The sequence below is a fragment of the Kitasatospora sp. NPDC048540 genome (assembly GCF_040651175.1).
GTDB lineage: Bacteria > Actinomycetota > Actinomycetes > Streptomycetales > Streptomycetaceae > Kitasatospora.
Genome location: NZ_JBEZIR010000046.1, coordinates 49801 through 56455, shown reverse-complemented (window position 1 = coordinate 56455; position 6655 = coordinate 49801). Strand labels below are relative to the sequence as shown.

General features: G+C 75.3%; 8 protein-coding genes and 1 pseudogene. 2 read left to right on the top strand and 7 right to left on the bottom strand.

Annotation, left to right across the window (positions count from 1 at the left end; genetic code table 11):
- Together AB0D08_RS19770 and AB0D08_RS19765 are read right to left on the bottom strand one after the other, a co-directional pair.
- Nucleotides 1-369 (bottom strand): annotated as a pseudogene (locus AB0D08_RS19770) (hypothetical protein); the annotation flags it as partial.
- A gap of 13 nt (nucleotides 370-382) precedes the next feature.
- Nucleotides 383-811, bottom strand: coding sequence for a hypothetical protein (locus AB0D08_RS19765; protein WP_033819680.1), 429 nt, complete (start codon nucleotides 809-811; stop codon nucleotides 383-385).
- Nucleotides 812-908: 97 nt separating this feature from the next.
- On the opposite strand from AB0D08_RS19765, the gene AB0D08_RS19760 reads away from it, so the two are divergent.
- Entirely contained in the window at nucleotides 909-1571 is a 663-nt protein-coding gene (locus AB0D08_RS19760) for a GNAT family N-acetyltransferase (protein WP_051812110.1), read from the top strand.
- Here the strand turns inward: AB0D08_RS19760 and AB0D08_RS19755 are convergent.
- On the bottom strand, nucleotides 1552-2031 hold the full coding sequence (locus tag AB0D08_RS19755) for a macro domain-containing protein (RefSeq protein WP_033819681.1): 480 nt from the start codon (nucleotides 2029-2031) through the stop codon (nucleotides 1552-1554). The two genes, AB0D08_RS19760 and AB0D08_RS19755, sit on opposite strands and share 20 nt — an antisense overlap.
- A 73-nt stretch (nucleotides 2032-2104) precedes the next feature.
- Nucleotides 2105-3382 (bottom strand): MFS transporter, encoded by a 1278-nt coding sequence (locus AB0D08_RS19750; protein ID WP_359890217.1) that lies wholly within the window; start codon nucleotides 3380-3382, stop codon nucleotides 2105-2107.
- Nucleotides 3383-3490: 108 nt separating this feature from the next.
- Here AB0D08_RS19750 and AB0D08_RS19745 point away from each other — a divergent pair, with 108 nt between their 5' ends.
- Entirely contained in the window at nucleotides 3491-4477 is a 987-nt protein-coding gene (locus tag AB0D08_RS19745) for a LysR family transcriptional regulator (protein WP_033818261.1), read from the top strand.
- A gap of 82 nt (nucleotides 4478-4559) precedes the next feature.
- On the opposite strand, the gene dmpI is transcribed toward AB0D08_RS19745, so the two are convergent.
- The 3 genes from dmpI to AB0D08_RS19730 all read right to left on the bottom strand — a co-directional run bounded on the left by dmpI (nucleotide 4560) and on the right by AB0D08_RS19730 (nucleotide 6565).
- The gene (gene dmpI, locus AB0D08_RS19740; protein WP_033818262.1) at nucleotides 4560-4742 is read right to left on the bottom strand and encodes a 4-oxalocrotonate tautomerase DmpI; all 183 of its coding nucleotides are present in this window, start codon (nucleotides 4740-4742) and stop codon (nucleotides 4560-4562) included.
- A gap of 112 nt (nucleotides 4743-4854) precedes the next feature.
- Nucleotides 4855-5775 carry a LysR substrate-binding domain-containing protein gene (locus AB0D08_RS19735; RefSeq protein WP_033818263.1) on the bottom strand — a complete coding sequence of 307 codons (921 nt, stop codon included), beginning with the start codon at nucleotides 5773-5775 and terminating at the stop codon, nucleotides 4855-4857.
- Nucleotides 5776-5959: 184 nt separating this feature from the next.
- Complete coding sequence (locus AB0D08_RS19730; RefSeq protein WP_033818264.1) at nucleotides 5960-6565, bottom strand: YceI family protein; 606 nt, start codon at nucleotides 6563-6565, stop codon at nucleotides 5960-5962.
- Nucleotides 6566-6655 lie beyond the last annotated feature (90 nt).

Below are 6655 nucleotides of genomic sequence, written 5' to 3'. Positions count from 1 at the left end.
GAACAGCGGCCAGTGGTGGGGATCGACGGCGGCCGCGGCCTGCGCGCGCAGCTCCCCCAGCGCCTCCCGCAGTTCCGCCGGGCCGGCCGCGGTGACCCAGAGGCAGGCGACGAAGGCGGGTGCCCCGCGCCAGACCTCGCCGGTGTCGGCGACGACGGTGATCTCGCCGAGCGAGGCGTCGTGGTCGAGCCCGGGGTACCGGGCCCGGGCCGCCGGCCCGGCCACCGCGAGGAACTCCAGCGGCACCAGCTGGTGCTGACCGCGCAGCCAGGCGGTGAGCTGCCGGCAGAGCCCGCAGTCCGGGTCGTGCAGCACGGTCAGCCGGCGCACCGGCGGCGGGCCGCCGGGGTGCGCGGTCGACGGTCCCACGGCCGGACCCCGCTCAGGCCTGGCCGGGCCAGGGCCCGGCCATCGGGGCGCCGGGCACCACGCCCTGCGGGGCGAGCGGCGGCCGCTGCTGCCGGTCCAGGCTGCCCCGGCGGCGGATCCGGTTGAGCACGTAGACGTTGCCGAGGTGCATCACCCCGAGCAGCAGGAGGACGGTGCCGAGCTTGTAGGAGAGGGCGTCGAAGACGCCCTGGAGGTCGCCGACCGTGTCGCCGTTGCGCATCCAGAGCGCGACGAAGCCGAGGTTGATCAGGTAGAAGCCGACCACCAGCAGCTGGTTGACGGCGTCGGCCAAGCGGTCGTCGCCGGCGAACACGTCGGCCAGGAAGACCCGGCCGTTGCGGCTCAGCGTCCGGGCCACCCAGACCGTGACGCCGGTGGCGACCGGGAGGTAGGCGGCGTAGCTGACAACTGTGCAGTCCATCGGACCACTCCGTTTCGAACGTGTTCAAAACCTTGTGGGCATGACTCTAGGGGCTCTTTTGAACATGTTCAAGTGCGGGGTGTGCGAGGCTGGCGGCATGGAACCGGAGATCGTCATCCCGGAGATCGTCATCAGGGCGGGCGGCGAGGCCGACGCGGCCGCGGTCGCCGACCTCTACAGCGCCAGCCGGCAGGCCGCCTACCGCGGCATCGTGCCGCCCGGGGCGCTCGACGACGCGGGGCCGGCCTGGCAGCGCGAGCTGTGGCAGCTACGGCTAGGCGCGTACTACGGCGAGCCGGCCGAGACCCCGGTCCTGCTGCTGGCCGAGCCGGCGCCGCACCCCCGCGGCGGCCGGCCGGAGCCACATCCGGACGGCGGCCGGCCGGAGCCTCGGCCGGACGGCGGGCTGCTCGGCTTCGCGTACCTGGTGCCGGAGGCGGACGGCCGCGCACTGCTGGACAACCTGCACGTCCGCCCAGGACACACCGGCGCCGGCATCGGGCGTCGCCTGCTCCGGGCGGCGCTGGCCGCCGCGGACGGCCCGGTCCGGCTGCACGTCCTGCGGGCCAACCGCCGGGCGGTCGCGTTCTACCGGCGCGAGGGCGGGGTGCGCACGGCGGAGGGAGTGGCGGAGTTCCCGGGCGGGTTCCTGCTGCCCCAGGACGAGTACGGCTGGCCGGCGGCCGCGACCGGTCGTGGGGACGGCAGTGGCGCTGGGGGCGACACCGGCCGTCGGGACGTCACTGGTCGTAGACGGTGACCCGGACCCCGCGGGCGGTCAGCCGGGCGCGGACCATCGGCTCGACCAGGTCCCAGCGGCCGCCCGCCAGCCCGCAGCCGATCCGCGGCATGTGCACGGACGCGCCCAGCAGCAGCGCCTCGGTGCCCAGCCGGGCCAGTGCGGTGTCGAGGGCCGGGTAGCGGACCGGGGTGCCCGTGGAGCGACCGGTCCTGATGCCGCACTGGCCCACCATGTTGGCCACCCACAGGGTGGGGCCGACCCGCACCAGTTGCAGCGAGCCGAGACCGAAGTCGTTGCGCGCCCGCTCCTGGTGCCAGCGCCGGTACGCCGCCTCCGGCTCGGGCCAGCGCCGGGACAGTGAGAGCACGAAGCCCTTGCCCCAGCGGCCCAGGTCGTTGCAGACGTGCGCGATCACCTTGACGCCCTTGGCCTGTGGGGCGGTGGCGTCACCACGCAGGTACTCGATCGCCGCCTCCATGGACCGGAGCCTAAGGGGAGGCACTGACACGGCGCCGACGCGCGGCTGACCGCCCGCTCGACCCTCCGCCGCGTCACGCCGTCGCGGGTGCGGGTGCGGGCGGTCCGGCAGGACGCGCCGGGTCGGCCGGTTCGGACGGATGGGCCGGTTCGGACGGCGGGGCCGGCCGGCGCAGGTGGCGGCCGCCGGCGACCGCGGTCAGCAGGGCCAGCAGCGCGGCCGCGGCGGGCACCGCGTACCCGGCGCCGGGCGCGGCCCGTTCGGCGACCGCCCCGCCGAGCGCGGAACCGGCGGATATCCCGGCGAGGATGCCCGCGACCGCGACCGCCATGCCCTCGTTGAGCTGCCGCGGCGGCAGCAGTTCCTGGATCAGCGTCATACCGCTCACCATCGTGGGTGCCGTCCCGCACCCGGCCGCCAGCAGGGCCGCCGCGAGCGTCACCGGCCCGGCGCCCGCCAGCCCCGCGGCCAGCGGCAGGAGCAGCAGGACCGCCATCGCGCCGATCCCCGCCGTCAGCCGGGCGGCCGGCGAGCGGCGCGGCGGGCGCAGCCCGTACAGCAGGCCGCTGACGCACGAGCCCGCCGCCACCAGCGCCAGCAGGACGCCCGCGAGCGACCGGCGGCCGAGCGCGTCGGTGTAGGCGACGGTGGTGACCTCCAGCGAGCCGAACACCACCCCGGTGGCGAGGAACGCCAGCACCAGCACCCGCAGTCCGGCCGAGCGCAGGGGAGCCCGGGTGCCCGGCGGGACCGGCCGGACCGGCGGCTCGGTGGCGCGCCGGGCCGCGAACAGCAGCGCGCCGGCGGTGCCCAGCACGCCCGAGGCGAGCAGCGCGGCCTCGGGGGCGACGGCGGTGCTCAGCAGCATCGCCAGGACCGGGCCGGCCATGAAGCAGAGTTCGTCCAGCGCCTGTTCGAGCGAGTTGGCGTGGTGGCGGGCCACCGCGTCGTCCCGGTACAGGTGCGCCCACCGGGCCCGCGCCATCCCGCCGAAGTTGGGCGCGCCGGCGCCGGCCGCCGAGCACACCAGGAGGGTCCAGTCGGGCGCGCCGCCACGGACGCAGGCCACCAGCGCGGCGAGCGGTGCCAGCCGGACCAGCGTCGCGGGCACGGTGACCCTGGCCTGGCCGTACCGGTCGACCAGCCGGCCGAGCAGCGGCATCCCCACCGCCCCGGCGACCACCCCGGCCGCCACCACCCCGCCCGCCAGCGCGTACGAGCCCCGCCGGTCGGCGACCAGGACCAGGGTGGCGACACCGTTCATGGTGAAGAAGAGCCGGGCCACCAGCCCGGACAGGGTGAAGGCGAGGGCGCCGGGAGCGGCGAGGACACGGCGGTACGGGGAAAACACGGGTCTCCAAGGGGAATCGGGTGGGTCCCCAGCCTCTCGGCGGGCCGCGCCCGCGGTCCAACACCTGTTCGGTGCGATTGACGCACCGGTGTTGTTAATCTCTGCCGCATGCCCGCCGACCTGCATCCCCGCCTGCTGCGCGGCTTCGTGGCGACCGCCGAGACCCTGCACTTCGGCCGGGCCGCCGAGCGGCTGCACCTCGCCCAGCAGGCGCTCAGCCGGGACGTCCGGACCCTGGAACGCGCCCTGGGAGGACCGCTGTTCCTGCGCTCCACCCGCAGCGTGGAGCTGACCGCGGCCGGGCTCGCGCTCCTGCCCAAGGCCCGCCGGCTGCTGGCCCTGCACGACGAGATCCTGACCGGCTCGCATGCCCGGCCGCTGCTGGTCGACCTCAACAGCGAGCCGGGCGGCCCCGATCCGGCCGAGGCACGGGTGCTCGAAGCGGCCCGCCGGGCGCTGCCCGAGCAGGAGCTGCTGGCCCGATTCCACGGCGGGCTGGTGGCCGCGGCGGGCGAGTTGGTCGCCCACCGGCTGGATGTCTCGTTCGGCCGCTTCGCCGGGCTCCCGGCCGTGCTGCGCAGCCAACTCACCCACGTACCGGTCCGGTTGGAGCGGATGGCGGTGATCCTGCCGGTGGACCATCCGCTCGCCGGGCTGGCGGAGGTGCCGCTGCGCGCGCTGGCGGGCCACCCGGTGGACATCTGCGCGGGCAACCCGGCGACCAGCGAGTGGACCGATCTCGGCCGCCGACTCCTCGACGAACACGGCCTGGTGGCCGCGCCGGGGCGGGCGCCCGCGGTCGGCCTGGGAGAGTTCGGCCGCTATCTGGCCAGGCACCGCGAACCGGTGCTCTCCACCACCGGCGGCCCGGAGATCCCCGGCGGGGTCACCCGCCCGCTGGTCGAGCCGGTCGCGTTCAGCCTGCTGGGGCTGGTCCACCGGCCGGACCTGCGGCACCCCGGGCTGACCGCGCTGTGCACCGCGGCGGCCGAACTCGGCGCGGCGGAGGGCTGGTTGCGGCTGCCGCCGGGCAGCTGGCTGACGTCCGAGGACGCGGCCCTGCTGCCCGGCCGCGGCCACCGGGGCCGGCCGTGACGGCCGTGACGGCCGTGACGGCCGTAGCGGTGGCGGCGGCGGTGGCCGTGATGGCGGGCGGGCCGGTCCGGCGGCGGCGGCGTCAGTTGTCCGCGGTCAGCCGGCCGGCGGTGCCCCAGCTGTCGGTCGGTACCTCGTGGATCCAGACCTGGACGGACTCGGCCGGGATCCGGTAGGCGTCCACGAACGCGTCGGTGATCCGCTGCACCAGCTCGCGCTTGAGCTCGACGGTCCGGGGGCCCTGCTGAACGGTGACGACGGGCATCTGCTGCTCCTCGACTCGGTGTCGGGGCCGGTACCTCGTCCCGGCCCCGCGGTTGGGACCAGTCCACCCGACCCGGAGCCGTGGACCCAGACCCGATTCGCTCCGGCAGCGATCACGATTGACGATCGTCGCAGGTGGGAGCCGTCTCCCCGGCGCGGCAGGCGGCGAGCACCAGCGGGGGCGGCGGTACGCGGGGACGCAGCGCCAGCGCGGTGGGCAGGGCGAGGCCGGGGGAGCGCACCGGCCGGAAGACCACCCGGGGGATCTGCATCATGCGGGCGTTGGCGGCGTAGACGACCGTCCACATCGGAGGCCCGGTGCCGATCGCGGCCAGGGTGTCCTGGAGGGTGCTGGAGGCCGGGCCGGGGACCGGATCGAAGCCCGCGTCCCGGCAGGCGGCCAGGACCAGGTCGACCAGGGCGGGGTGGTTGCGGCGCTCGGTGAGCCGCAACGGGAGGGCGGCCAGGTCGGCAAGGCCGATCTCGGACCGGTCGGCCAGCGGGTGCCGCGCGGGCAGGGCGACCAGCAGGGGCTCCGGGTCGACGGGCAGGAAGCGCAGGGCCGGGCTCCGGTCGGGCACGGCACCGCGGACGAAGGCGGCGTCGAGGTGCCCGTCGGCCAGCCGGTCCAGGCGTTCGCCGACCGGCAGGGAGTGCAACTCGACCCGGACGGCGGGGGCGTGGCGCTGGTACGCGTCGAGGATGCGGTCGAGGCGCTCGCCGAGACCGGTGATGGTGCCGAGCCGCAGCACCCCCGGTGTGGCCAGACCGGGCGCGGCCAGGCCGGCCACGGCGGCCTTGGCAGCCTGTTCGGCGGTGAGCACCTGGCGGGCGGCGGGCAGGAACAGCTCGCCGGCCCTGGTCAGCCGGACGTACCGGGGCGAGCGGTCGAACAGCTCGACCTTCAGCTCGCGTTCCAGCCGCCTGATCTGCTGGCTGACGGCCGGCTGGCCGAGCAGCAGCCGCTCGGCGGCCCGGCCGAAGTGGAGTTCCTCCGCGACGGCGACGAAACAGTGCAGTTGGCGCAGCTCCATGCGGATCCCCCCCGGTCGGCCCGGGTCCCATTGTCGCGGAGACTGCGTGGCCGCAGGGCAGCAGGGCGGCAGGGCAGCGGGCGTCGCGCGGCGTGGGTGGCACGGGCCGGGGTCGGGTACGGCGGCGCCCCCACCGGTGGGGGCGGTGGGGGCGGTGCCGGGACAGTCGGTCGGGTCGGCCGGGTCAGGCCGCCTTCACTGCGGAGATGTCCAGGGTGAGCTTGACCTTCTCGCCGATCAGCACGCCGCCGGTCTCCAGGGCCGCGTTGTAGGTCAGGCCCCAGCTGGTGCGGTCCACGGTGGTGCCGCCCTCGAAGCCGACCCGGTCGGCGCCGTACACGTCGGTCGCGGAGCCGGTGAAGTCGAGGTCCAGCACGACCTGGCGGGTGGTGTCCTTGATGGTCAGGTCACCGTGCATCCGGTAGGTGTCGGAGTCGATCCGCTCGGCGGTGGTGGACTTGAAGGTGATCTCGGGGTACGTCTCGGCGGCGAAGAAGTCGCCGGTGCGCAGGTGCTCGTCGCGCTGGGCCTGGTTGGTGTTGACCGAGGCGACCTTGATGACCAGCTCGGCGGTCGAGTTGGCCGGGTTGGCGCCGTCGAGGTGGAGCTTGCCCTCGTACTCGGTGAACTCGCCGCGGACGTTGGTCACCATCGCGTGGCGGACGGCGAAGCCGATCCGGCTGTGGGTCTGGTCGATGGTGTAGTCGCCGGTCAGGTGAGCCAGGTCCGGGCCGGTGGTGGCCTCGGCTACGGCGACGGCGGTGTCGTTCTTGCGGCTGAAGATGCCCATGGTGGGTGCTCCTCGGGTCGGAAGCCAATTGTTGAGGCTTCAACTTGTCGATGGCTCCACCATAGACCCGTTTCGTTCAATGTTCAACCA